General features: G+C 74.3%; 18 protein-coding genes. 10 read left to right on the forward strand and 8 right to left on the reverse strand.

What is annotated here, in order from left to right; genetic code table 11:
• Positions 1-97 precede the first annotated feature (97 nt).
• The 6 genes from BLS21_RS04970 to hutI all read left to right on the forward strand — a co-directional run bounded on the left by BLS21_RS04970 (position 98) and on the right by hutI (position 8,575).
• Entirely contained in the window at positions 98-1,426 is a 1,329-nt protein-coding gene (locus BLS21_RS04970) for an MFS transporter (protein WP_091214595.1), read from the forward strand.
• Between the two features lie 198 nt (positions 1,427-1,624).
• A complete protein-coding gene (hutH, locus tag BLS21_RS04975; protein ID WP_091214599.1) occupies positions 1,625-3,163 on the forward strand; it encodes a histidine ammonia-lyase in 1,539 nt (512 codons plus the stop codon).
• 27 nt (positions 3,164-3,190) lie between these two features.
• Positions 3,191-4,855, forward strand: a complete 1,665-nt coding sequence (gene hutU, locus BLS21_RS04980) for a urocanate hydratase (protein ID WP_091214602.1) — start codon at positions 3,191-3,193, stop codon at positions 4,853-4,855.
• Positions 4,852-6,042 carry an allantoate amidohydrolase gene (locus tag BLS21_RS04985; RefSeq protein WP_217635987.1) on the forward strand — a complete coding sequence of 397 codons (1,191 nt, stop codon included), beginning with the start codon at positions 4,852-4,854 and terminating at the stop codon, positions 6,040-6,042. Before hutU ends, BLS21_RS04985 begins: the two co-directional genes overlap by 4 nt.
• On the forward strand, positions 6,039-7,394 hold the full coding sequence (locus tag BLS21_RS04990; RefSeq protein WP_091214606.1) for a formimidoylglutamate deiminase: 1,356 nt from the start codon (positions 6,039-6,041) through the stop codon (positions 7,392-7,394). Before BLS21_RS04985 ends, BLS21_RS04990 begins: the two co-directional genes overlap by 4 nt.
• Positions 7,391-8,575: an imidazolonepropionase gene (gene hutI / locus BLS21_RS04995; protein WP_091214609.1), complete on the forward strand. Its 1,185-nt coding sequence runs from the start codon at positions 7,391-7,393 to the stop codon at positions 8,573-8,575. The genes BLS21_RS04990 and hutI overlap by 4 nt, the downstream gene beginning before the upstream one ends.
• A gap of 71 nt (positions 8,576-8,646) precedes the next feature.
• Here the strand turns inward: hutI and BLS21_RS05000 are convergent, their stop codons facing one another.
• The 4 genes from BLS21_RS05000 to BLS21_RS05015 form a co-directional block, all read right to left on the reverse strand.
• Complete coding sequence (locus tag BLS21_RS05000) at positions 8,647-9,786, reverse strand: amidohydrolase family protein (protein WP_245700067.1); 1,140 nt, start codon at positions 9,784-9,786, stop codon at positions 8,647-8,649.
• Positions 9,787-9,788: 2 nt separating this feature from the next.
• On the reverse strand, positions 9,789-11,090 hold the full coding sequence (locus BLS21_RS05005) for an aspartate aminotransferase family protein (RefSeq protein WP_091214615.1): 1,302 nt from the start codon (positions 11,088-11,090) through the stop codon (positions 9,789-9,791).
• Complete coding sequence (locus BLS21_RS05010) at positions 11,090-12,532, reverse strand: APC family permease (protein ID WP_091214618.1); 1,443 nt, start codon at positions 12,530-12,532, stop codon at positions 11,090-11,092. Before BLS21_RS05010 ends, BLS21_RS05005 begins: the two co-directional genes overlap by 1 nt.
• 68 nt (positions 12,533-12,600) lie before the next feature.
• The gene (locus BLS21_RS05015; protein ID WP_139177017.1) at positions 12,601-13,971 is read right to left on the reverse strand and encodes a type I glutamate--ammonia ligase; all 1,371 of its coding nucleotides are present in this window, start codon (positions 13,969-13,971) and stop codon (positions 12,601-12,603) included.
• A gap of 109 nt (positions 13,972-14,080) precedes the next feature.
• Here BLS21_RS05015 and BLS21_RS05020 point away from each other — a divergent pair, with 109 nt between their 5' ends.
• From BLS21_RS05020 to BLS21_RS05035, 4 genes are all read left to right on the forward strand, one after another.
• Positions 14,081-14,893 (forward strand): class II glutamine amidotransferase, encoded by an 813-nt coding sequence (locus tag BLS21_RS05020; protein WP_281241903.1) that lies wholly within the window; start codon positions 14,081-14,083, stop codon positions 14,891-14,893.
• A gap of 4 nt (positions 14,894-14,897) precedes the next feature.
• Positions 14,898-15,743 (forward strand): MurR/RpiR family transcriptional regulator, encoded by an 846-nt coding sequence (locus BLS21_RS05025; RefSeq protein WP_091214628.1) that lies wholly within the window; start codon positions 14,898-14,900, stop codon positions 15,741-15,743.
• Positions 15,744-16,032: 289 nt separating this feature from the next.
• Complete coding sequence (locus BLS21_RS05030) at positions 16,033-17,175, forward strand: M14 family metallopeptidase (RefSeq protein WP_091214632.1); 1,143 nt, start codon at positions 16,033-16,035, stop codon at positions 17,173-17,175.
• Between the two features lie 65 nt (positions 17,176-17,240).
• Positions 17,241-17,531, forward strand: coding sequence for a hypothetical protein (locus BLS21_RS05035; protein WP_091214635.1), 291 nt, complete (start codon positions 17,241-17,243; stop codon positions 17,529-17,531).
• A gap of 103 nt (positions 17,532-17,634) precedes the next feature.
• Here the strand turns inward: BLS21_RS05035 and BLS21_RS05040 are convergent, their stop codons facing one another.
• From BLS21_RS05040 to BLS21_RS05055, 4 genes are all read right to left on the reverse strand, one after another.
• Positions 17,635-18,777 carry a patatin-like phospholipase family protein gene (locus BLS21_RS05040; protein WP_091215133.1) on the reverse strand — a complete coding sequence of 381 codons (1,143 nt, stop codon included), beginning with the start codon at positions 18,775-18,777 and terminating at the stop codon, positions 17,635-17,637.
• Positions 18,778-19,034: 257 nt separating this feature from the next.
• Complete coding sequence (locus BLS21_RS05045; protein WP_091214637.1) at positions 19,035-21,047, reverse strand: S41 family peptidase; 2,013 nt, start codon at positions 21,045-21,047, stop codon at positions 19,035-19,037.
• Between the two features lie 311 nt (positions 21,048-21,358).
• Complete coding sequence (locus BLS21_RS05050) at positions 21,359-21,703, reverse strand: hypothetical protein (protein WP_091214640.1); 345 nt, start codon at positions 21,701-21,703, stop codon at positions 21,359-21,361.
• Positions 21,704-21,808: 105 nt separating this feature from the next.
• Positions 21,809-24,982, reverse strand: a complete 3,174-nt coding sequence (locus BLS21_RS05055; protein ID WP_217635988.1) for an ATP-binding protein — start codon at positions 24,980-24,982, stop codon at positions 21,809-21,811.
• Between the last annotated feature and the right edge of the window lie 58 nt (positions 24,983-25,040).

Consider the following 25,040-nt stretch of genomic DNA (forward strand, 5'->3'; position numbering starts at 1 on the left):
ACGGCGGGCACGGTTCTGCCTAGTCTCACTCCCGCATGTGACCCATGTGACTCCGGACGACCGCCGTCTCCGCCCCTCCCCAGACAGGCCACTGCAGATGACTCCTCCCCAGCAGCGCCACGCCCGGCTCCAGCTCCGCCGCGCCGTGCTGTCCAGCTACCTCGGCAGCGTGATCGAGTACTACGACTTCCTGCTCTACGCGACGGCGTCCGCGGTCGTGTTCAACCAGGTCTTCTTCTCCGACCTCGACCCGCTGGCCGGCACGGTCGCCAGCTTCGGCACCCTCGCCACCGGCTACCTCGCGCGGCCGCTCGGCGGTGCCGTCTTCGGCCACTTCGGCGACCGCATCGGCCGCAAGCGGATGCTGATCCTCACGATGGCGCTGATGGGCGTGGCCAGCGTGCTGATCGGCGTGCTGCCGTCCTACGCCACGATCGGCGTCTGGGCCCCGGTCCTGCTGGTGCTGCTGCGCGTCGCGCAGGGCATCGCGGTCGGGGGCGAGTGGGGCGGCGCGGTGCTGATGTCGGCCGAGCACGCCACGTCCCGGCGCGGCCTGTGGGCGAGCTTCACCAACGCCGGAGCCCCCAGCGGCATGGTCCTCTCCACCGTGGTGCTGGCCCTGGCCGCCGGTGCGACCGGCGAGGAGGGCTTCCTCGCCTGGGGCTGGCGGATCCCCTTCCTGCTCAGCGCCGTGCTGCTGGCCGTCGGCCTCTTCGTGCGGGCCAAGGTCGAGGAGACGCCGGTCTTCGTGGAGGCGGCGAGCGACGCGCCGGCCCGGCCGCCGCTGTTCGAGGTGCTGCGCAAGCACCCGCGCAACCTGCTGCTGTCGATCGGCGTCGGCTTCGGCGCGTTCGTCGCGCAGGGGACGCTGACGACCTTCGTCATCGCCTACGCGGTGGGCGCCGGCTTCCCGCGGCAGACGGTCCTCAACGCCCTGACGCTGTCCTCGATCGCGGCCGTCGCCGGCATCATCGGCTTCTCGGCCCTCTCCGACCGGCTGGGCCGCCGCCCGGTCGTGCTGACCGGCGCGCTGGCGATGGCGGTGTGGAGCTTCCTGCTCTTCCCGCTGATCGACAGCGGCTCGGCCTTCCTGCTCACCGTCGCGGTCGTCGTCGGCCAGGGCGTCGTGCACGCGGCCATGTACGGCCCGCTCGCGGCGCTCTACACCGAGCTGTTCAGCACCCGGGCCCGCTACACCGGGGCCTCGCTGGGCTACCAGATCGCGGGGACCGGCGCCGGCCTGGCCCCGGTCGTCTTCGCCTCGGTGCTCAGCGGGGGCGGGAGCACCCTCACCGTCTCGTCGATCATCGCGGCGTCGCTGCTGGTGACCGTCGGCTGCCTGCTGGCCCTGCGGGAGACCGCCGGTGCCGACCTCACCACGGATCCGGAGCAGCAGCCGTCCACCGACCGGGTGCTCGCGCGCTGAGGTCCGCAGCCGGCTGAGCCTCCCGCACGCAGCGGCCGGACCCGGGTCCCGGGTCCGGCCGCTGCGCGTGGGGCCGGCGTCCCGCCACCGGGCCCTCCCGCCACTCCCCCGAGGACCGGGCCACGGTCGCTGCGGCGGCCGACGTCGAGCGGGCCGACAGGTCTAGGCGGCCCGGCGGTTCCGGTGTCCCATGGCCCCATGCCTCCCGAACGCGTGGCCGTCGGGACCGGCCCGCTCAGGCCCGAGGACGTGGTCCGCGTCGCCCGGGACGGGTGCGGCGTCCGCCTGACCGCCGAGGCCCTCGCGGAGATCGCCCGGAGCCGCTCCGTCGTCGACGCCCTGGCCGGGGACGACCGGCCGCACTACGGCGTGTCGACCGGGTTCGGGGCGCTGGCCACCCTGCACATCCCGGTCGGGCAGCGCGGCTGGTTGCAGCGCAGCCTCGTCCGTTCCCACGCCGCGGGATCCGGTCCCGAGGTCGAACGCGAGGTCGTCCGGGCCCTCATGCTGCTGCGGCTGTCCACCCTCGCGACCGGCCGCACCGGCGTCCGGCCGGAGACCGCCCAAGCCTACGCGGCCGTGCTCGATGCCGGACTCGCGCCGGTGGTGCACGAGTTCGGCTCGCTCGGGTGCTCCGGCGACCTGGCCCCGCTGGCCTCGGTCGCGCTCGCCCTCACGGGGGAAGGGCGGGTCCGGGACGGCGCCGGTGCGCTCCGCCCGGCCGCGGAGGCCCTGCGCGAGCACGGCATCGAGCCGGTGGAGCTGGCCGAGAAGGAGGGGCTCGCGCTGGTGAACGGGACCGACGGCATGCTCGGCATGCTGGTCCTGGCCCTCGCCGACCTGCGCCGCCTGCTGACGACGGCCGACGTCGCCGCGGCCATGAGCGTCGAGGCCCTGCTCGGCACCGACGCCGTGTTCGCCGCGGACCTCCAGGCGCTGCGCCCGCACCCGGGGCAGGCCGCCTCGGCCGCCAACCTGCGCATGCTCCTGAGCGGCAGCGGCGTGGTGGCCAGTCACCGCGGGCCCGGGTGCACGCGGGTGCAGGACGCCTACTCGCTGCGCTGCGCGCCGCAGGTGCACGGCGCGGCCCGCGACACGCTCGCCCACGCCGCCGCGGTCGCCGGCCGCGAGCTCGCCGCGGCCATCGACAACCCGGTGATCACCCTCGACGACCGCGTGGAGTCCAACGGCAACTTCCACGGCGCGCCGGTCGGCTACGTCCTCGACTTCCTCGCGATCGCGGCCGCCGACGTCGCCGGCATGAGCGAGCGACGCACCGACCGGTTCCTGGACGTGGCCCGCAGCAACGGACTGCCGCCGTTCCTCGCCGACGCTCCGGGGGTCGACTCCGGGCACATGATCGCCCAGTACACCGCGGCCGGGATCGTCAGCGAGCTCAAGCGGCTCGCCGTCCCGGCCAGCGTCGACACCATCCCCTCCTCGGCGATGCAGGAGGACCACGTCTCCATGGGGTGGGCCGCCGCCCGCAAGCTGCGGCGCGCGATCGACGGCCTCACCCGAGTGCTCGCCATCGAGATCCTGACCGCGGCCCGCGCCCTCGACCTGAGGGCCCCGCTGCGACCGGCCCGGGCCACGGCCGCGGTGCGCGACGCCGTCCGCGCGGCCGGCGTCGACGGGCCCGGACCGGACCGGCACCTGGCCCCGGAGATCGAGGCCGTCGTCGACCTGGTGGCCGACGGAGCCCTGCTCCGGGCCACCGACCTGCCCCTGAGCTGACCTGCGCCGAGACGAGGAGAGCCCCTCATGGACGGAGCACGACCCGTACGGGCACCGCGCGGCACCACCCGCACGGCCCGCAGCTGGCAGACGGAGGCGCCGCTGCGGATGCTGCAGAACAACCTCGACCCCGACGTGGCCGAACGGCCCGACGACCTGGTCGTCTACGGCGGCACCGGTCGTGCCGCCCGCGACTGGCGCAGCTTCGACGCCATGGTGCGCACGCTGACGACCCTCGCCGACGACGAGACGATGCTGGTCCAGTCCGGCCGGCCGGTCGGCGTCCTGCGCACGCACGAGTGGGCGCCCCGGGTGCTGATCGCCAACTCCAACCTGGTGGGCGACTGGGCCACCTGGCCGGAGTTCCGACGCCTCGAGCACCTCGGGCTGACCATGTACGGGCAGATGACCGCCGGCTCCTGGATCTACATCGGCACCCAGGGGATCCTGCAGGGCACCTACGAGACGTTCGCCGCCGTCGCCGCGAAGCGCTTCGGCGGCACCCTCGCCGGCACGCTCACCCTGACCGGGGGCTGCGGCGGCATGGGCGGTGCCCAGCCCCTGGCGGTGACCCTGAACGGCGGCGTCTGCCTGGTGGTCGACGTCGACGCGACGCGGCTGCACCGGCGGGTCGAGCACCGGTACCTCGACGAGGTGGCGTCCGACCTGGACGACGCCGTCGCGCGCTGCCTGGCCGCGAGGCGCGACCGGCGGGCCCTGTCGGTCGGGCTGGTCGGCAACGCCGCCACGGTGGTCCCCGAGCTCCTGCGCCGCGGGGTCGAGGTCGACGTCGTCACCGACCAGACCTCGGCCCACGACCCGCTCAGCTACCTGCCGGAAGGGGTCGACCCCGACGACTGGCACGGCTACGCCGAGGCGAAGCCGGAGGAGTTCACCGACCGGGCCCGGGCGTCGATGGCCCGGCACGTCGAGGCGATGGTCGGGTTCCTCGACGCCGGGGCCGAGGTCTTCGACTACGGCAACTCGATCCGGGACGAGGCCCGCCAGGGCGGCTGCGACCGGGCGTTCGCCTTCCCGGGCTTCGTACCGGCCTACATCCGGCCGCTGTTCTGCGCGGGCAAGGGTCCCTTCCGCTGGGTCGCCCTGTCCGGGGACCCGGCCGACATCGCCGCGACCGACCGCGCCGTCCTCGACCTGTTCCCGGACGACGACCACCTGCAGCGCTGGATCCGGGCCGCCCGGGACAGGGTCGCCTTCCAGGGCCTGCCGGCCCGGATCTGCTGGCTCGGGTACGGCGAGCGCGACGCCGCCGGCCTCCGCTTCAACGAGCTGGTCGCCTCCGGGGAGATCAGCGCACCGATCGTCATCGGCCGTGACCACCTCGACGCCGGGTCCGTCGCCTCCCCCTACCGGGAGACGGAGGCCATGGCCGACGGATCGGACGCCATCGCCGACTGGCCGCTGCTCAACGCGCTGGTCACCACCGCGTCCGGCGCGACCTGGGTGTCGGTCCACCACGGCGGCGGCGTCGGCATGGGCCGGTCGCTGCACGCCGGCCAGGTCAGCGTCGCCGACGGCACGGAGCTGGCCGCCCGGAAGCTGGCGCGGGTGCTGCGCAACGACCCCGGCACGGGCGTGCTCCGGCACGCCGACGCCGGCTACGAGGCGGCCGCGCAGGTCGCGGAGGAGCGGGGCCTGCGGATCCCGATGGCGGAGGAGCCGGGCGGGTGAGCGGGTTCGACGCCATGTGGTCGGACCTGGCACCGGTCGGCCGGCACCCGGCGACCGGCGGCTACCGCCGGTACGCCTGGACGCGCACCGACGCCGCGCTGCGCGAGTGGTTCTGCGGCGAGGCCTCGGAGCGCGGGCTGGACGTCGTGCCCGACCGGGCCGGCAACCTCTGGGCCTGGACGGCGGACCCGGACGCCGGACGACCGGGCCTGGTGATGGGCAGCCACCTGGACTCGGTCCCCGACGGGGGCGCGTTCGACGGACCGCTGGGCGTGGTGTCGGCCTTCGCCGCGCTGGACCTGGTCCGGGCCCGCGGCCTCTCGCCGCGGCGCCCGCTGGGCGTCGTCTGCTCCAGCGACGAGGAGGGGGCCCGCTTCGGCGTCGCGTGCGCCGGGTCGCGGCTGCTCACCGGCGCGCTCGACCCCGACCGGGCGCGGCGGCTGACCGACGACGACGGGACCACGCTGGCCGAGGCGGTGTCCGCGGCGGGTGGGGACCCGGGCAGCCTCGACCGCGACGACGAGGCCCTGCGCCGGATCGGCACGTTCCTCGAACTGCACGTGGAGCAGGGCCGTGGGCTGGCCGACGGCGACGCGCCGGTCGGGATCGCCACCGCGATCCGCCCCCACGGGCGCTGGCGGCTGGACCTGCCCGGCCGCGCCGACCACGCCGGCACGACCCGTCTCGAGGACCGCCGCGACCCGCTGCTGCCGCTCGCCGCCGTCATCCGGGCCGCACGGGACGCCGCGGCGGCGCACGGCGTCCTCGCCACCGTCGGGAAGGTGCTGGTCACCCCGAACGCGGTTAACGCGATCCCCTCGGCCGTGACGGCGTGGCTGGACGCCCGCGGCCTGCCGGAGGCCGCCGTGCGGGCGGTGGTGGCCGAGGTGGGCGCCTCGGGTGGGATCGACCCGGTCGAGGAGTCCTGGACCCCGGCGACCGTCTTCGACCCGGAGCTGCGCGACGTGGTGGCGGCCGCCGCGGGGGGCGACCGGGGACCGGCACCGCTGCTCGACACCGGCGCCGGGCACGACGCCGGGATCCTGGCCGCAGCCGGCGTCCCCTCCGCGATGCTGTTCGTCCGCAACCCCACGGGGGTGTCCCACTCCCCCGCCGAGCACGCGGAGCGCGACGACTGCCTCGCCGGTGTCGAGGCCCTGGCCCGGGCCGTCGAGGCACTGGTGTGAGCGGGCGCGCGCCGACGCCCGGGCCCGGCACGGCCTTCTGGTGCGAGCGCGCCTGGCTCGCGGACGCGGTCGTGGCCGGCGTGCGGGTGGTCGTGCACGCCGGGCGGATCACCGACGTCACGTGCACGCCGGTCGCGTCCCCCGGCGACTCCCGGCTGCGCGGCGTCGTGCTGCCCGGTCTGGCGAACGCGCACTCGCACGTGTTCCACCGGGCCCTGCGCGGACGCACCCACGACCGGGCCGGCACGTTCTGGACCTGGCGGGAGCGCGTGTACGGCCTCGCTGCGCGGCTCGACCCCGACCGGCACCTCGCCCTGGCCCGCGCCGCCTACGCCGAGATGGCGCTCGCCGGGATCACCTGCGTCGGCGAGTTCCACTACCTGCACCACCCGCCCGGCGGCGGCCGGTACGCCGATCCGAACGCCATGGCGGAGGGGCTGGTGCAGGCGGCGGCCGACGCCGGCATCCGGCTGACCCTGCTCGACGCCTGCTACCTCGCCGGCGGCCTCGAGGGAGGCGGGCACCTGCCCCTCGACGAGGTCCAGGTCCGGTTCTCCGACGGGGACGCCGAGGGCTGGGCCGCACGGATCGAGCTGCTCCCGGAGCGGAACGGCGTCCGGGTCGGAGCCGCCGTGCACTCCGTGCGAGCCGTACCGGCGGCGCAGCTGCCCACGGTCGTGCACGCCGCCGCCGGGCGCCCCCTGCACGTGCACCTCTCCGAGCAGCCCGCGGAGAACGAGGCCTGCCTGGCCCGCTACGGCACGACGCCCACCGGGCTGCTGCGTGAGCAGGGGGTCCTCGGTCCGTCGACCACCGTCGTGCACGCCGTCCACCTCACCCCGGACGACGTCGCGACGCTCGGGCGCACCGGGACGGGGGTCTGCGCCTGCCCGAGCACCGAGGCCGACCTCGCCGACGGGATGGCCCCCCTCCGGGAGCTCCGGGACGCCGGCTCGCCGCTCAGCCTGGGCAGCGATCAGCACGTCGTCACCGATCTGCTGGCCGAGGCCCAGCTGCTCGAGCACCACGAGCGGCTGCGCAGCTCCGAACGTGGTCGCTTCACCCCGGCCGGGCTCGTCGCCGCGCTCACCGTCGACGGGCACCGCGCCCTCGGCTGGCCCGATGCCGGTCGCATCGCCCCGGGCCGGCGGGCCGACCTGGTCGCCGTCCGGCTGGACAGCCCGCGGACGGCCGGCTGCGCACCGGCCCAGCTGCCGATGGTGGCGGCCGCCGCGGACGTGCACACCGTGGTCGTCGACGGCCGGGTCGTCGTCGCCGAGGGCAGGCACGGGCTGGGCGACGTCGGCCGCCTCCTCGCCTCGGCGATCGACCCGCTCTGGGCCGACGCATGAGCACGCTGGTCACCGGCATCGCCGAACTGGTCACCAACGACCCCTCCCGGGGACCGGGCCCGCTGGGCCCGGTCGCCGACGCGGCCGTGGTCGTGGCGGACGGCGCCGTCGCCTGGACCGGGCCGCGACGCCGGGCGCCGGCCGCCGATGCGTCGATCGACGTCGGTGGCCGCGCGGTCGTCCCGGGCTTCGTCGACAGCCACACCCACCTGGTCTTCGCCGGCGACCGGGCCGCGGAGTTCGAGGCCCGGGTGTCGGGCGCGCGCTACGACGGCGGGGGCATCGCGGCCACCGTCGCCGCGACCCGCGCCGCCTCCGACGACACCCTCCGCGGCCGGCTGCGCGGTCTGGTGGCGGAGATGCGTCGCCAGGGCACGACGACCGCGGAGGTCAAGAGCGGCTACGGGCTGACCGTCGAGGACGAGGCGCGCTGCCTGCGGCTGGCCGGGGAGGTCACGGCCGAGACCACCTTCCTGGGCGCGCACGTGGTGCCGGCCGAGTACGCCGGCCGCCGCGAGGACTACGTCGCCCTGGTCACCGGGCCGATGCTCGCGGCGTGCGCCCCCTTCGCCCGGTGGATCGACGTCTTCTGCGAGCCGGCCTCGCCGCACGCCTTCGACGGCGACGCGGCGCGCGTCGTGCTGGAGGCCGGGCTCACCCGGGGTCTGCAGCCGCGGGTGCACGCCAACCAGCTCTCGGCGGGCCCGGGTGTGCGGCTCGCGGTGGAGCTCGGCGCGGCCAGCGTCGACCACTGCACCCACCTGACCGACGCCGACGTCGACGCCCTCGCCGATGGCAGCACGGTCGCGACCCTGCTGCCCGGCGCCGAGTTCTCCACCCGCTCGCCCTATCCCGACGCCCGGCGGCTGCTGTCGGCGGGCGTTCCGGTGGCCCTGGCCACCGACTGCAACCCGGGCACCAGCTTCACGTCGTCGATGCCGTTCTGCATCGCGCTCGCCGTCCGCGAGATGGGGATGACCCCGGCCGAGGCGCTGTGGGCGGCGACCGCGGGCGGCGCGGCGGCGTTGCGGCGGCCGGACGTCGGGCACCTCGGTCCCGGTGCGCGGGCCGATCTGGCCGTCCTCGACGCGCCGTCCCACCGGTACCTGGCCTACCGCCCCGGCGTGCCCCTCGCCCGGGCACTCGCGACGGACGACAGCGGGCCGTCGACCGACCCCTGAGGTGCGACCGCCGGCCGCCGGGACCCGTGGGCACCGGGGTGCGGCGGTCGGCGTCGCGGCTCAGCGGCGGATCAGAGCCGGTACACCCGCCGGGCGTTCTCGTGGCCGATGAGGTGCACGACGCGCTCGGCGTCGGACCGCGCCCACTCCCCGTCCTGCACCCACTGCCCGACCACCCGGCTGATGCCCCGTCGCCACAGCAGCGCACCGAGCAGGTGCAGCTCGCCGGGCCCCCAGGCGTCCGACGAGTACAGCTGCTTGGTGAAGGGGGCGACCTCGAGCGACTCGGCGACGATCTGCGCGCTCTGGCTGCCGGAGTAGAAGAGGCCGAGGCCGACGTCGAAGTAGACGTTGTCGAAGGCCTGGGCCAGGTAGCCGGCCTCGCGGTGGTACGGGTAGTTGTGCAGCAGCATCACCGGGACGCCGGTCGGCTCCACGCGGCGCAGCCAGGGCATGAGCAGCAGCGGGTTGGCCCGGTGCAGGTCCAGGTCGGGGTCGCCGTAGCCGCTGTGCAGCTGCAGGGGCAGGCCGCGGTCGACCCCGCACCACAGCAGGTGGCGCAGCAGCACCGGGTCCTCGACCCGGACCCGGCCGGACGCGGAGCCGAGGAGCCGGTCGACGGCCCCGGCGACCTCGGCCTCGCCGGGGCGTGCCGGGTCGACGTCGAAGCCGGCGCGGTAGGCGATGATGCTCTTGGTGCCGACCGCCGCGCGGGTCGCCTCCTCCAGCACCGCTGGGTACTCGGCGACGAAGGCGCGTCCCGAGTCCACCTCCCCGAGCAGCCCCTCGGCCAGGGTCTCGAGCCGGACGACCTCGTGCGCGGCCGCGCCGGCGGCCTCGGCGTGCTCCGCGGGCGTCAGGACGGCGTCCCCGAGGTACCCGGTCTCGACGAGGTAGGTGTCGGTGCCGGCCGCTCCGAGGAGCCGCCGGTTGACCTCGTCCTCCCCCAGCTCGCACCGGCGCGCCCAGTACTCCTCCGCGGGCGCGTGCGGCTGCAGGCCGAGCAGTGGGGCGCACCAGCGCCGGATGGCGAAGCCGACCTGCGAGTCGAACGCGGTCCCCGCCGAGTGCGGTCTGGGCCCCTCGGTGATCATCGACTCGAACGTCGGTCGGTCGACCGCCGCCCGCAGCGCGCCGTGCACGTGGTGGTCGACGAGCGGGAGGCCGGCCACCACCTCGTCCAGCGGTCCGGGCTGTGCGTGCTGGTCCACGGTCACCATCCTGCGTAGGGCGCGACCTGGGCGTCGCTGACCCGGCCGGCGGCCGCGTCCTCGATGCCCTGCGCGAGCAGCTCGACGGCGCGGTCCACCTCGTCGTCGGTGATCACCAGCGGCGGCGTGACCTCGAGGACGTTGCCGCCGACGTAGAAGACGACGCCACCGAGCTCCCACACCCGGTAGACGGCCCTGGCCGCGAGCGAGGGGTCGCGGCCGCGGCCGGCCCGGTCGGTCACGAGGTCCACGCCGACGGCCAGCCCGCGCCCCCGCACGTCCCCCACGACGTCGAGGTGCGCGGTCGCCTCCCGCAGGCCCTGGCGGAGCCGCTCGCCGGCCTGCGCGGCCCGCTCCACCAGGCCCTCCGCCCGGTACGTGGCGAGCACCGCCCGGGCGACGGCGGTGCTGTAGGGGTTGCCCGCCTGGGTCAGCAGCGCGGACGCACCGGGCTCGTCGAGCACGGGGGCCGGGCCGACCGCCGCCGAGATGGGCACCCCGGCGCCCAGCGACTTGCCGAAGGTGACGATGTCGGGGGTGATCCCGTCGTGCTCGAACGCGTGCCACGTCCCGGGCCGGCCGAGGCCGACCTTGACCTCGTCGCAGATCAGCAGGGTGCCGGCCGCCGCGCACCGGGCGGCGACCTCGGCCAGGAAGCCGTCGGGCGGGACGACCAGGCCACCGTCGGACAGGATCGGCTCGACCACCAGGCAGGCGACGTCCTGGCCGGCCAGTGCCTCGTCGAGGGCGACGAGGACCTGGTCGTGGCGCTCGGGCTCCCGGTACGGATCCGGGTAGGGCGTGAAGCGGACCTGCTCGTCCGCGGCGACGCTGCCGGCCTCGACGTGCACGCCCGAGGCCTTCATCGCCACCCCGATGCCGCCGTGGTAACTGTGCTCGAACGCGAGCACCGCGGGGCGGCCGGTGGCGTGGACGGCGCTGCGGATGGCCACGTCGTTGGCGTCGGATCCCGCGTGGCCGAGGTACACCCGCCGGTCCCCGGTGCCGGGGGTGAGCTCGAGCAGCTCCTCGGCCAGCGCGACGGCGTCCTCGTGGACGGCGCTGAGTGCACCCGCTCCGGGCGGCGCCGCCGCCGCCCGGAGCAGGGCGTCCCTCACCGCCGGGTGGCCGTGCCCGAGACCGCACGCGGTCCAGGTCGCCGACAGGTCGAGCAGCCGGCGTCCGCCGGCCTCGACCAGACACGACCCCTGCCCGGACTCGAGTGCCAGCGGGAAGAAGCGCAGCTTCTCGACCCCGGCGACGACCCGGTCGCGGTCGTACAGCCGCTGTGCGGTCCGGTGCATCAGCGGGCCTCGGTGTCGGCGAAGGTGGCGTCCCTGTCGACGTCCTCGAGCTCCCGGGTCAGCGAGGCGCCGATCCGCTGGGCGAGGCCGCCGGCGAAGGCGGCGACCAGGAGGCCGAGCACGACCCAGCCGATGGCGACGAAGGCCGGCGACAGGCCGCTGGCGTCCTTCACGCTGTAGACGATGACGACCACGATGAACAGGCCGCCCAGCGCCGGGAGCACGAGCTCGGCGGGGTTGAGCGTGACCTGACCCCTGCGCCACGCGGCGAACACCGCCAGCTCGACCAGCAGGTAGGCGAACAGCAGGCAGGTCGCCCCCACGACGGCGAAGAAGAAGTACGCGTCGATGGCGGCGTCACCGGTGCCCATGACCGGCCAGCCGGTCAGCCAGGTGACCAGGTTGACGACGATGCCGACACCGGCCATGGCCAGGACGGCGTTGCGCGGGATCCGGTGCGTCGGGTCGATCCGGGCGAACTGGCGCGGACCGAAGCCGTCGCGTGCCAGCGCCATCGCCAGCCGCGCCGAGGCCATCACCGAGGAGAGGTTCGAGGCGAACGCCGACAGCACCGCCGTTCCCAGCAGCAGCAGGGCGAACCAGTGACCGACGAAGCCCTCGCCCAGGTCGCCGAGGGTGTTCCCGGAGCCCTGGAAGGCGGCCAGGCCCTCCTCGTCGGTGCCGAAGCCGATCGTCTGGGCGAACATGACGACGACGAACAGCACGCCGGTGAGCAGGACGGAGCCGAAGAGGGCGCGCGGGATGTTGCGGCGGGGGTCGTCGGTCTCCTCGCCCAGCGCGGCACAGGCCTCGAAGCCGGCCCAGGAGAGGAAGGCGGCGACGACCGCGGCGAGCACGGCGCCGAGCCCGATGCCGTCCGGCGTGAAGGTGGAGAGGTCGACGCCGGTCGACTCCGCGCCGCCCTGGCCGAGGACGGCGACGACCAGGACCAGCATGGCGGCGATGCCCACGCCCTCGATGGCGAGCAGCGAGCGCGACACCGTCGTGGTGTCGCGGGTGTTCATGTAGCCGGTGACGAGCAGGCAGAGGACGGCCGCGATGCCGTAGCCGAGGCTGGTGCCCTCATCGGTGAGCGACGCGAGCAGCGCGTTGAGGAAGGCCCCGAACACCGCCGCCGTGCAGATCGTGAAGAACAGGTACGTGCCGAACAGCGCGAAGCCGGCGACGAAGCCGGCCCGCGGCCCGAGCGTCGCGCCCACCAGCGCGTAGGCGCTGCCGGCGTGGTTGTACCGCTGGGTCAGCCGGATGAACCCGTAGGCGACCAGCGCGACGCCGATGAAGCCCAGGAGGAACACGAGCGGGACGGCCTTGCCGACCGTGCCGATGATCCCCTGGCCGTTGCCGGCCATGGCCAGCGTGGGACCCATGAGGCCGAGTGAGAGGGCGAGCGCCTCCCACAGTCGCAGCTTCCGCTTGGCCATGACACTCCTCGTTTCGGACGGGTGGTGCGCCGGTGTGGTGCGGGCGGGTGCTCCGGGACGACGGGATCTCAGGAGGACCAGGCGAACCTGGTCTGCGCGTGGGCGTCCTCGCCCTGGAACAGCGCGGCCTCGTACTCGCGGACGGCGAGGACGGCGGCGTGCAGCTCCGGGCCCAGGACGGCGCGCGCCGCCTCGCTGCGCGCGAACAGCTCGATGCGGGTGGCCGCGTCGCTCGGGAGCGGCACCACCGCTGCCGCCCGCGCCTCCTCCGGGGACAGCTGCGTCGGGTCGACGTCGACGGCAGGGGGCAGGTCCAGCCCCCGCTCGATGCCCTCGGCGGCGAAGCCGAGGACCAGGCCGGTCGCGAGGTAGCTGTTGGCGCCGGCGTCCACGCACTTGACCTCGACGTTCGCGCCGTGGGGGTTGCCGTTGTTGGCGAGCAGCAGGCGGACGGCGGCCTCGCGGTTCTCGACGCCCCAGCAGGCCGACGCCCCGGACCAGTGGCCCGGCTGCATGCGCTCCCCGGAGACGACGGTGCCGGCCAGCACGGCGATGCCGCCGGGCAGGTCGCGGACGATCCCGGCGACGGCGGAGGCGCCCTCGGCGGTCAGGCCCTCGTCGAGCGGACCGCCGGTGAGCAGCGGGACGCCGTCCCGGGTGAGGGAGACGTGCATGTGGGCGCCGTTGCCCGAGCCGCCGGGGAAGGGCACCGGGGAGAAGGTGACCCGGAGCCCGTGCTCCCGGGCGACCCGGCCGAGGACGGCACGGGCGAGGAGCACGTCGTCGGCGGCGCGGACGGGGTCGCGTGGCGGCAGGGAGAGCTCGAACTGCCCGAGCCCGTACTCGGCGTGGATCTGCTCGACCGGGACACCGGCGGCGTCCAGCCGCTCGCACACGTCCGCGGCGAACCCGCTGAGCGCGCTGTACACGCCGGCGCCGTAGCAGGGCCAGCCGTCGCGCTCCCCCAGCGGCCGCCCGGCCTCGTCCAGCAGGCCGAACTCCAGCTCGTGGCCGACCAGTGCCTCGAGGCCGAGCGCCGCCAGCCGGTCGACCTGGCGCCGGGCGACGCTGCGCCAGCAGTACGGGGACAGCTCGCCGTCCTGGTCCCGCACGTCCGCGGGAGCCCAGCCGAACCCGGAGTCCAGCACGACCGCCCGCTCGAGGTCCGCGGTCAGCCGCAGGTCCCCGACGACGCCGACCTCAGGGGTCATCGCGATGCCGTTGTCGACGCAGAAGACCGGCCACGTCAGCGAGGCGCCCATGCCCGAACGGGCGAAGGACTCGATCCGCCGCGCCGGGACGGTCTTGGCCCGGATGACCCCGCCGCTGTCGCTCACGACCCCGGTCAGGGTGCGCAGGCCGGCCTCCCGGAGCCGCTCGGCGTGCACGTCGATGTCACGGCGGTGGACCGACGACTCGGTCGGAGGGACCACTGGCACTTGACGCGTCCGTTTCGTGAGGGCAATTCTCCATGCCGATGTAACCTCTGTTACACAGCCGCGCCTTTATACCGGGTCTCCAACGGCGTTGAGAAGGGGTGTTGTCGACGTGTGTCGGTTGCTGGGATACGTGTCCGAGGGGCCGGAGTCCGCGGTGGAGAGCCTCGGCGCCGAGGGGTTCCAGACCTTCACCTCGCTGTCCGCCCTGCACGGGGACGGCTGGGGGATGGCGTGGTCCCGGCCGGGCGGCACCGGGATCGAGACCGCCACCTCCCCCATGTCGGCCGCTGACGACCCGGCCTACTCCGAGTTGGCGGGGCAGGCCCTGGGCTCGGCCGGGCTGGTGCACCTGCGCTGGGCCACGGACGGGCTCGCCGTCCACCCCATGAACACGCACCCGTTCAGCGACGGCACCCACGCGCTGGCGCACAACGGCAGCATCTCGCCGGTCGACGCGCTGGAGGGCCTGCTGTCGGAGGCCGGCCGGGCGCGGCTGCGGGGCACCACCGACAGCGAGCGCTACTTCCGTCTCGTCCTGCAGTGCATCGAGGCGCACGGGGACGAGCGGGCCGGCCTGGTCCACGCGGTCGGGCTGCTGCACGAGCACTTCCCCGAGGCCAGTCTCAACGCGCTCTTCCTGACCCCGACGCACCTGTACGCGGTGCACGTCAACACGCAGGCGGCGACCCCGCTCGACGACCTCCGGGAGCTGTTCGGGTCCGACGACGCCATGCCGCACGGGCACGCCGCCGCGTACTTCGACATGGCGTACCGGGTCTCCCCCACCGCGGTGCACGTGATCTCCAGCGGTCTGCCGGACGAGGGGTGGACGCCGGTCCCCAGCGACAGCATCCTGGCCATCGACCTGGCCTCCCGCGAGGTCGAGGTGCTCGAGCCCCGGATCGTGACCTCTGGACGGTGACCAGGTGTCCATCGGTGACGCCCTGAAGGCGGACCTGTCGTCCTTCAGCCCCCAGGAGCGACGGGTCGCCCGGGTCCTGCTCGCCGACTACCCCCGGGCGGCGCTCGGCACCAGCGCCGAGCTCGCGGCGGCGGCCGGGGTGAGCCCGCCGACGGTCGTCCGCTTCGCCCGGAGCCTCGGCCACTCGGGGTTCCCCGCTCTGCAGCAGGCGTTGCTCGACGAGCTCTCCGAACGCGTGGCGTCCCCCCTGTCGCTCTACGAGGACAGCCGGGCCGACCGTGCCGAGGGCCACTGGCTCGACCGCGGGGTCCAGGTCGCGACGGCCTCGATCACGCAGTCCCTGACCGCCATCCCCACCGCCGAGCTCGACGCCGCGGTCACCCTCCTGGCCGACCCCCGGATGCGGGTCAGGGCCGTGGGCGGCCGGTTCTCCGGCCACCTGGCCGGCTACCTCGCGCGCCACCTGCGGCAGATCCGCACGAACGTCTCGGCACCGGACGACGGGCAGACGATCGACGCGGCGGACGTGATCGACGCCGACCGGCGGGACGTCTTCGTCGTGTACGACTTCCGGCGGTACCAGACGTCGACGGTGGAGCGCGCGACCGAGCTGGCCGACGCCGGTGCGCACATCGTCTGCGTCACCGACGAGTGGCTCTCCCCCGTCGCACAGGCGGCCGAGGTCGTCCTGCCCACCTCGGTGCGCTCCACGGGCGCCTTCGACTCCGCCGCGGCCGCCTTCGTGCTCACCGAGCTGCTGGTGGACGCCGTCCTCGACCGGCTCGGACCGGCCGCCGTCGAGCGCATGCGCCGGTGGGAGGCGGCCAGCGCCCACGAGGTGCTGGCCTGAGGCGAGCACGGCCAGGGGCAGCTCCTCGACCGTCGGCGCGGCCCCATGCACAGGCAGCTCCACCCCGGTGTGCGTGCGGGTCGGGAGCGGCAGGTGTCGGCGCACCTGGTCCGGGCCCGCCGCACATGGGGCTGCCCTGTATCTGGCGCGACGTGGTCGGCCTCTACTGCGTGCACGCGCACGGTGCTGCGGCTCCGCGCCGGGTGGGGCTCGAGCGGACGGGCTCCCCGTCCGGCCGGGGTGTGCGCACCGTGCGCCGGCACCCCGTCGACGGAGTCAGGAGAGACCGATGGCCAGCCTGATCGCGAGAGTCACGTCCACGGGCCCGCGGGCTCCGCTCGCCCGGCTCCTCACCGCCCCCCTCGGGCTGGACGTGTGGGAGGTCAAGCCCGACCACCTGGTGCTCCAGGCCGACGAGGCCCAGGCCGCCCGGCTGGAGGCGATGGGGTACGGCGTCGAGCAGGTGCAGATGCTGGAGCCCTACCTGTCGGCCTTCGCCACCGACGCCGCCGCGACCGGCTACCACTCGGTGGCGAGCCTGGAGGAGGACATGCGGCGCCTGGCCGAGGAGCACCCGGAGATCGCCGAGCTGCAGCAGATCGGGCGCAGCGTGGAGGGCCGCCCGCTCTGGGCCCTGCGCATCGGCGAGCGCCGGGACAGCACCCGCAAGGTCGCCGTCCTCGGCTGTCACCACGCGCGGGAGTGGCTGGCCGTCGAGGTCCCCTACCTGCTGGCCGAGCACCTGCTCGAGAACTCCTCGTCCGACCCCGTGCAGCGGTGGCTGCAGCAGGGCGAGGTCTGGGTGGCGCCGATGGTGAACCCGGACGGCCACGAGTACACGCGCGTCGACCACCGGCTGTGGCGCAAGAACCGGCGCCCGAACCGGGACGGCAGCGTCGGCGTCGACCCCAACCGCAACTACGGCTACATGTGGGGCTCGCTGGACATCAACACCTCCAGCCACGTCCCGTCCGACCAGACGTACGTCGGCCCACGGGCCTTCTCCGAGCCCGAGGTGCGCGCGGTGCGGGACCTCGTCGCCCGCGAGCGCTTCAGCGGCGTCCTCAGCTACCACAGCTACTCGCAGCTGATCCTGTACCCGTGGGGCTACACGTCCGAGCCGATCGCGGACCGGGACGACTTCGCCGAGCACCGGGATCTGGCCCAGGACATGGAGCAGCTGATCCGGAAGGTGCACGGCAGGACCTACGTCGCGCAGCAGTCCTCGGAGCTGTACCCGACGGCGGGTGACAGCAGCGACTGGACCTACGGCGAGTACGACGCGGTGTCGTTGACCATCGAGCTGCGCCCGGCCTCCGCGGAGGAGGGCGGGTTCATCGTGCCGTCCAGCGAGATCCAGCCCTGCTGGGAGGAGAACCGGCCCGCGGCGTTCGGGTTCATCCAGCACGTCCTCGAGCGGCCGGAGCGCTGACCGGTCGTGGCTCCCCCGGATCGCACCGGCAGCGCCGCGACGGGGTCGGCCGCGGCCGAGGGCCGGTGAACGCGGGCAGGGGCGACGAGCCGGTGGTCGCCCGCGTGGTGCCGGAGGCAGGCAGCAGCGTCGCGGAGCTGCTCGGCATGTCCCTGGGACTCGACGTCTGGGAACGCCACGCCGACTTCCTCGTCGTCGCCGCGCCCGAGAGCCGGCTCGGCGAGCTGGAGCGGCGGCGGCTGGCCCGGGTCGACCGCTGGGCCACGGTGGCGGACTACGTGACACGGATGCAGACCCGACCACCGGCCGAGGACGGCGGAGGGGCGCCACCGGAGGACGACGAGCGGACCCGGTGACCACGGCAGGAGGAGGGTGGTGGCCGCCCAGGGGCGTGGGGGCCGATCGACCGGGAGGCGTCGCGTGCAGCGCCGCCACGACACCGCAGCACACCGACGGCGATCACGAGCGTGGCCGCTCCCCGACGTAGGGAGGTGTCCGGGCCGTCCACCGGCCCCAGATGTCGCGGTTCCGGAGAGCCGTCGCCCGATCGGCGTCGGGTGACTCGAGGTGGTCGAGGAACTCCCTGCCACGCTCGCGCCCATGAGCGATGAGGTCGTGGATGAACCCGGGGCTGCGGGACATCTTCGACTCGTAGTCGAGTCCGGCCGCCACCGCGTCGCTCATGGTGATCGCGCGGATCTTGACCAGGCGGTACCGCGCGAGCGCCTCCTCGGTGAGCATCCCCTGCTGGATGAGCTTGTTCAGGTGACCGATGTGGGAGACCTCCTGCTGGTAGGAGATGTTCGCCGCCAGCTCGTTGCGTCGGTCCCTGATGTCGTCCGAGCGCTTCGGCTCGCCGGCTCGCTCATCGGGGTTGATCTGGATCACCCACACCTCGTCCGGAGCAGACCCGGGTGTGCCGTCGCGCTCCGGGACCCGTCCCGCGTCGACGAGCTCGCGGATCGGCGGGTTCTGGGCGAAGAGGCCGTCCCAGTACGACCCGGCGCCCAGCGGGACCGCTCTGAACAGGGTGGGGACCGCGGCTGACGCGAGGATGACCCTGCTCGTGATCCAGTCGGCGGGGTGGCCGTTGAGCTCGTGACTGCGGAAGACCCGGAACTCCCCCGTCCGCACGTCCGCGGCGCTCACCAGCAGCCGTGGTGCCGACGGGTCGATGTCCTCCGGTCGGATCTCGTCGAAGGGCACGTGCCGCTCGAGCAGGCGCAGGAACGCCTGGTGCGCCTCGAAGGGGTTCAGGTACGGATTGGGCTCGAAGACCAGCCCGACCCTTCCGGCGAGCCGCAGCGTGGTCATGACGGCGGCCTCGATCGACGCCGCGGGCAGGCCGCGCGTGGTGTTGTCGTCCCAGAACGCGGCGAGTCGGTCCACGCCGTCCCGGGGGTCACCCCGCAGGAGGCCGCACCAGGCCAGGAGCGCGCAGACGGCGCCACCGGAGGTGCCGCTCAACGCGCGGATCTCGCTCCGGGAATCGGTCAGCAGCTCGGTGAGCACACCGGCGGTGAAGGCCGTGTGGCTCCCGCCGCCCTGGCACGCCAGGACGACCCGTCGCTGCCGCTCCGTCTCCGGCGTCGTGTCGGTCATGGTCACCTCGGGACAGGTCCTCGCGATCGGCTGTGTCCACGTCCTCGGTGGACGAGGTCGGCGACCGGCCCGCCGCCGTCGACGTCACGCCGGCGGCGGCGGGCCGGCGGACCGAGGTCGGTGTCGACCTCGGTCCGCGTCCGGACGCCGCAGGCCGAGTACGACGTCGCACGGCCGCGCTCGAACCCCACCCCCCTCCGGCCGGTGGGGCACCCGGCGCCGGAGCGTCGGCGGAGGGGACGCGGGCGGCATGCCGGTCAGATCTGCTGGGTGCGCGCGGCGACCAGCTCCCCGCCGGCGTGCCCCTCCACCCGGACGACGTCGGCGCCGGCCACCCCGGTCACGGTGACGGTCGAGGTGCCGTCCGCCACGTCGGTGCTGGCCCGTGGCCGGCCGTCGACGTAGACGTCGAGGCGCTGGATGCCCGCCGTCGTCACCTGCAGGGTGAGCGTGCCGCCGCCGTCCAGCGAGGACGTCAGCCGCAGAGCGCGCCCAGGCATCGCCGCCAGCAGCGCCCCCGCAGCGTTGAGCAGGTCGAGGTTGCCCTCGAGCACGTCGCGGCGGGTCAGTTCGCGCCGGTGTTCCGGCACGACGCCGAGGTCCTCCACCGGGGTACCGGCCAGCTCGCCCACGCGGAGGGTCCGCCGGATGGAGACCCGCATGGCGGCTCCGTTCGGCAGGGCCCGGTACGGGCTCTCCGGGTTCGGCTGCGGCAGCTCGAGCAGCCGCTTGAGCAGGCTGTGCGTCCACACGTTGGCGCCGCCCGCCCCGGTGTTGTCGTCCACGCCGAGCACCGGACCGATCCCGTGGTCCTGGAAGCCGGCGGCGAAGATGTCCGTCGCCGAGTAGCAGCGCGCGTCGGTGACGAGCACCACCGGGCCGCAGTACTGCTGTCCCCGGCGGTTGGCGCCCTCGACCGGGGTGATCGGGAACGCCGAGGAGAAGGCCGACCCGGTCTCCACGGCCTGCTCCATGGACCGGAACCACGGCCCCAGGTCGATGCCGCTCGGGTTGTCCTTGTGCTGGCGCACGACGGCCAGGTTGAGCGGGGTGCAGATGAACTGCACCGGCTCCGGGGTGATCGGCCGCGGCGTCAGCGTCTGCAGGAGGAACTCGCTGGCGTGGATGTGCCCACCCCCGTTGCCGCGCACGTCGAGGACCAGCCCGTCCTGCGGGAGCAGCCCGATCAGCCGCACGAACTCGTCGACGAAGGCTTCGACGAGCGCGTCCTCGACGTCGAACGAGAAGATCCGCACGTGGCCGAACGTGCCCGAGGGGGTCACGACGCTGCGTGCCCGGAAGAACAACGGCATGGTCGTGGTGAGCTCGGCCCCTGCCTCGGCCGGCTCGGTCTCGACCTCGGCCTGGACGTCGGAGAACTGCTGGTCCACGGCCTGCGGCGCGAACAGCAGCGCGCGGGCGCGGCTGATCTCGTCGGCGAACAGGTCCAGCCCCCGCGAGGCGGCGGCGACGGTCGGGGCGTCGGCGTCGGCCATGGGCGGGAGGTTGGGCCCGACCAGCCAGGGCTGGCGCAGCTCGTGGCGCACCCCGCCGGCGTCCAGGTAGGTGATGGTCACCCACTCCTCGTCCGGGGGCAGGTGCAGCCGCAGCGAGCGCAGGGTCAGGGCATCGATCCCCCGCGCCAGGCGGGCCGCCCGGTTGCTGCCGGCGAACCGGTCGGCGTTGACGGCCGCGGCCAGGGCGATCGGCACACCGTTCCAGTGGGTGATCTCGACACCGCGCGTGAACGTCGCGGTGCTCACGCCCTGCGCCAGATGGCTGACGATGTACTTCTCCGCCCCGCCGTCCACGCAGCGTTCCACCTGGAACGGCAGGTAGGCGATCTTCCCGCTGAACGGGGCCGGCAGCACGTAGTTGGTGTGCAGGTCGCGCACCGAGTGGAAGATGCTCAACACCTCCCGGTGGAAGTCCCGTTCCGGCGCCATCGTCGCGTCGGTCTGCTGCCCCAGCCGGGCCCGCAGCAGCCGCAGCCGCTGCACCGGGTTCACTGCGTGCATGGCCGCCTTCAGGGGCAGGTGCACGTAGTTGCCCTCGAGCAGGAGCAGGGCCTGCTGGACGATCGTCATGCGCTGGGCGTGGCTGAGGTTGCCGGCCGAGGCGACGAACTCCTGCAGCGGCACCGAGTCGGCGATCGGCGCCCCCGCGTTGCCGACCTGCACGGTCAGGTCGGCGGGCAGGGATTCGTCGGCGACGAGGTCGTCCAGCGGACGCCGTGGCGCCAGCACCTCGACGCGGGTGCTCGTGGTCATGGTTCCTGGCTCCTCCCGTGGCATCGCGGCCGGAGGTCGGACGGCCGCCCGGCAGCAGCAGACCAAGAGACCCGTCACGCAGACGTCACCGGACCGTCCCCGGGCGCTCGACCCGGGCAGGACGTGCGGCGGGGGCGTCTCCAGCGGCGGTCTTCCGGGACTGCGTGTCGTCGAGCCGGACGGGGCCTCGGGCATGCCCGTGCGGAGACGGCCGACGGGGTCCCGAGGAGGTCGGCCACGACCCGGCGCAGCGCGTCGCCCCCCGGCTCCGGTCCCGCCCGTCGGGTGCGCTCAGCGGTGGTGGGGCCCCATCAGTACCTCACGCCTCGTTCCAGACGGACGTTGCTGTCGGACCACCAGTACGGAGTCGTCGATCCATCTGCTCGTCTCAGGATCGCCAGCGCCATCCCGGTCGCAGGCCCGACCCGGAACTCGCCGTACTCGGACTGCGCCATCGTCTTCCACTCCGCACCACCCTGCCTCCGGGCGGCCTCGCTGTCGAAGTCGGCATCGTCCAGCACGGCTGTGGCGGCAGCCCCCGTCCCGTCACGGTTCGACTGCCAGAGCCAGATGTACATCCTCCGCAGCGTCTGGTCGTCCTCGAGTTCGAGAGGACCGCGGAGCCAGACGCCTCTCCCCGCGTCGATCGTCAGCACCCGGTTGAAGTTGCCTCCGGCTGACGCCATCGCGTCACCGCCAATCCGAGCCCCGCGGCTCACAGGTGTGCCGGTACGCAGTGGACCCCGCGCACAGCATGGCCATCATGTCCTCTTGCCGAGTTCCTCGAGCCGCCGTCGGGTCGCGGCCGCGGCGATCACGTTCCCCTTCACCCCATAGAGACGCAGCGCCTCCGAGGCAGCGGTGACGGCTTCGTCGGCTCTGCGGGAGGCTTCGAGCACGTGTGACAGGTCGAGCAGCGCGTCGGCCCGGTGGTTGAGGAAGTCGGTCGCCCCGGCGAGTGCCACCGCCTCGCGCGCCAGCGCCTCGGCCTCCTGGAGTTCGGCACGCCTGGTGAGCACGCGCGCGCGGACCCCGCGCCAGAGGACCTGCGACAGCAGGTCGGTGGGCCCGGCCAGTCGGGCGCTGAGACCCGCGAGCTCCTCGGCCTCCACGTCGCGCCCCTGGTCGAAGACCGCTCGCGCGAGGAAGGCGGCGGTCGTCGGGAGGAACATGCGCTCCCCCATCTCCTCGAGCGCGCGACATCCCGTGCGCAGGCTCTCCTCGGCCGCCGCCGGGTTGCCCGCGAGCAGCTCGATGACGGCCTCGTTCTGGGAGGTCGCCGCGTTCAGGGTGAGGCCGAGGTCCGCGTAGGCGGCGTTGCTCGTCGCCAGCAGCCGGCGGGCGAGGTCGAAGCGACCGAGCATCGCGTGCAGGCCGGCGAGGTGACGGAGGATCGCCGCCTCGGACTCCGGGCTCTCGTGCACCTCCTCGCGCATCGCCTCGCAGCGGCGCACACCCTCGTCGGCGGGTGTCGGACCGAACCACAGCGAGGACGCGACCCACGTCAGGATCTCGTTCCGCACATGACGATCCCCTGCCTCGCGCGCATGCGCGGCCGCGCGCTCCCACGCCGCTGCTGCCGCCTCGGCACGAGCCTCGTTCCAGTGGAGCCATGCCTCGAGCCGCCGTGCGCGGCACAGGCCGAGGTCGTCCGCACACCGCTCGAAGACCGGGATCACCAGGGCCATCGTCCGAGCGGCTTCCTCGGTCCCGCCCTCCTCGACGTGGAGCAGCCGCAGGAACTGCCGTTGGACCAGCACGTGCGACGCCGTGCACGTGTCGTCTCCGGCCGCGGCCAGCCGCTCCGCCTCGTCGAGCACGCGCCCGGCCTGGGCCAGCCGGCCGGACTCGATCATCGCGGCGCCGAGCTCGGCGAGCACCAGCGGCCGCCTCGGGTCCTCGGTCCGGAGCAGCTCCGTCACGCGCTCGAGCAGGCCGATCCCCGCAGGCAGGTCGCTGCGAGCGAGCGCTCGTCGTCCTGCCGCCTCGAGACGCTCGGACGCCCGTGTGGCGAGCGAGGCGGCACGCGAGTCGAGCGATCCGACCGCGACCCGGTACCGGAAGGCCTGTTCGAGGTGGTAACCGACGATCTCCTCGAACTCGCGCGAGCGCGAGCGGTCGTCGGCCATCGCCTCGAGCCAGCCCGCGTAGCGCTCGTGCAGGTCGGCCCGATCGCCCTTCGGCAGTGAGCGATAGGCGGCATCGCGGATCAGCCCGTGCCGGAAGCGGTAGGCCTCCTCGCCGGCGAAGTCCGCCGCGTTCCGGCGGATCAGGTCCCGGTGGACCAGCGTCTGCAAGCCGTCCTCGAGCGCCGCGTCGAGCGCGGGGTGGGCGAGCTCGCCGACGGCACCCCGGTGGAAGACCACCCCTTCGACCGCTGCGGTCGTCAGGATCGCCCGCTGGTCGGCCGGGAGGCTCTCCAGGCGCGCGGCGAGGAGCGCGTGGATCGTCGAGGGAACGGGGAGTTCGGAGAGGTCCGCCGGGGCGACCCAGCGGTCGTCCTCGCGCACGAGCAGCCCGTCGTCGACGAGCATCGCCACGAGTTCCTCCGCGAAGAGCGCGTTGCCCTCGGCCGAGCCCGCGATCACGGAGGCGGCGGCGGGCGGCACGGGCGCGCGGCCCAGCAGGTTGGACACCAGCTCGCGGCACTCCGCCTCGCTCAGTGGCTCGAGCGCGATCGACGTCGTGTTCGGCTTGCGGCTCCCCCAACCCGGGCGGATCTCCAGCAGGTCCCTCCGGGCGATGCAGACGAGCAGGATCGGGAACCCGCGCGAGAAGTCGGCGACGTGCTCCACCAGGTCGAGGAAGGTCGGCTCGGCCCAGTGGAGGTCGTCCACCACGACGACGAGCGGCCCCGCTCGCGCCAGTGCCTCGAACAGCCTCCGGACCGCCCAGAAGGTCTCCTCGCTCGTCCCTCCCCCCGCGCTGCCGAGCCCGAGCGTCTCGGCCACGCGCTGGGCGATCAGCTGGGCCTTCTCCTCCCCGGCGAGCTCCTCCGCGGCGAGCCGCGCCGCGATCGTGGCCGCGGACTGCTCATCGGGCTCCAGACCCTTGGCCCGGGCGATCCCCCGGACGATCTCCGCCAGGGGCCAGTAGGTGATCCCCTCGCCGTAGGGCAGGCAGCGACCGTGCAGGACCACGACGTCGTCGCCGAGTTCGGCCGTGAACTCCCGCACGAGCCGCGACTTCCCCACGCCGGCGTCGCCGAGCACGGTCAGCACGTGGCAACTCCCCTGGCTGACCGCCCCGCCGAACACGGTCCTGAGCACCGAGCGGGGGCCCTGTCGCCCGATGAACGGTGACTCGAAGTGGCGCGCGAGGCCGGGGGCGTGCGCGCGGGCGTGCCTGACGACCAGGGCGTCGACGACCGCTCCGTGCTTGAGTGCGCGTGGCCCGCTCGGCTCGACGTCGACCGCGTCGCGCACCAGCTGGTGCGTCGACCTGCTGATCAGGATCTCGTTCGCCGCTGCCGCCTCCTCGAGGCGCTTGGCGACGTTCACGGCCTCTCCGGTGACGAAGAGGTGTCCCTGCCGGTGGTCGCCGGCGATGACCTCGCCGGTGTTGACGCCGATCCGGCTGGCCAACCGGACACCCCAGCCGGCCTCGAGATCGCGGTTGAGGACGGTGAGCCTGTCGCGCATCTCGATGGCTCCCCGCACCGCACGCAGGGCGTCGTCCTCGTGGAGGGTCGGTACGCCGAACACCGCCATGATCGCGTCACCGATGTACTTCTCCACGGTTCCGCCGTGCTTGCCGACGATGGCGCTCATCTCGCCGAAGTAGCGCGCGAGCAGGTTCCGGAGCGCTTCCGGGTCGAGGGTGAGGCTCAACCGGGACGAGTCGACGAGGTCGGCGAAGAGGATCGTGACCGTCTTGCGGACGTCCGGTGCGGGCGGCCTCGCTCCGGGCCCGGCCGGAGCGAGGGGAGCCGCCACCGAGACGACGCTACCGCTGTCGTCCCTGGCTTCAAGGGGTCCGAGGACCCGGGACCCC

Source organism: Geodermatophilus siccatus (assembly GCF_900103785.1).
Lineage (GTDB): Bacteria > Actinomycetota > Actinomycetes > Mycobacteriales > Geodermatophilaceae > Geodermatophilus > Geodermatophilus siccatus.